The following is a 1,135-nucleotide window of genomic DNA, read 5'->3' on the forward strand; positions in this document are numbered from 1 at the left end:
GTGCTGATCGTGGGCCTGTTCGACCTGCTCAGCTCCGGGCGCGCGGCGCTGACCGACCCGGCCTGGCCCACGCCCTACGTCGAGACCTATCTCTTCATCGCATCGATCTATTTCTGCATCTGCTTCGGCCTGTCGCGCTATTCGATGTGGCTGGAGCACCGCTACAAAAAAGGGGAACTCCGATGACCACGCCTTCCGCCGCCACGCCGCCCGCCATCGCCATCGCCGGCATGCACAAGTGGTATGGCGACTTCCATGTTTTGCAGGACATCAACCTGCAGGTCCGGGCGGGCGAGCGCCTGGTGATCTGCGGGCCGTCCGGCTCGGGCAAGTCCACCATGATCCGCTGCATCAACCGGCTCGAACGCCACCAGCAGGGCTCCATCGTGGTCAACGGCGTCGAGTTGAGCGACGACCTGCGCGCCGTGGACGGCGTGCGCACCGACGCCGGCATGGTGTTCCAGCACTTCAACCTGTTCCCGCACCTGACGGTGCTGGAGAACTGCATCCTGGCGCCGACCCAGGTGCGGCGCATGCCGCGCGCGCAGGCGGTGGAGCTGGCCATGCGCTACCTGGAGCGGGTGCGCATTCCCGATCAGGCTGGCAAGTACCCCGGCCAGTTGTCAGGCGGGCAGCAGCAGCGCGTGGCCATCGCCCGCTCGCTCTGCATGCAGCCGCGCATCATGCTGTTCGACGAGCCGACCTCGGCGCTGGATCCGGAGATGGTCAAGGAAGTGCTGGACACCATGACCTCGCTGGCCGAGGACGGCATGACCATGCTGTGCGTGACGCACGAGATGGGCTTTGCCCGCAACGTCGCCGACCGGGTGGTGTTCATGGACGGCGGCCGCATCATCGAGGTGGGCGAGCCGGGCGCGTTCTTCGACAATCCCGGGCATGAGCGCACGCGGGCATTCCTGGAGCGCATCCTGCATTGAGGGCAGGGCGGCGCGAAAGATCGGGGCGGGGCGGCGATTTGGCGAGGTTTCAATTTATAATGAAACTCGTTCGTAATTGAAAATCACGCGGCCCGCGAGGCGGCGTACCCGCCATGGCCACTCAGGACCTGGATTACTCCGCCCCGATCGCCGTCGACGCCGTTGCCCGCACGCAGCTGCAACGCTTCTATGTCGAC

1 protein-coding gene and 1 pseudogene are annotated in these 1,135 nt (G+C 65.7%); both read left to right on the forward strand.

What is annotated here, in order from left to right:
• A pseudogene (locus tag TMES_RS21935) lies at nt 1-186 on the forward strand (amino acid ABC transporter permease); the annotation flags it as partial.
• Complete coding sequence (locus TMES_RS21940) at nt 183-938, forward strand: amino acid ABC transporter ATP-binding protein (protein WP_033496691.1); 756 nt, start codon at nt 183-185, stop codon at nt 936-938. The pseudogene TMES_RS21935 and the gene TMES_RS21940, both read left to right, overlap by 4 nt.
• Nucleotides 939-1,135 lie beyond the last annotated feature (197 nt).

Origin of the sequence: Thalassospira mesophila, assembly GCF_002115755.1 — a bacterium.
In the GTDB taxonomy this organism is placed as follows: domain Bacteria; phylum Pseudomonadota; class Alphaproteobacteria; order Rhodospirillales; family Thalassospiraceae; genus Thalassospira; species Thalassospira mesophila.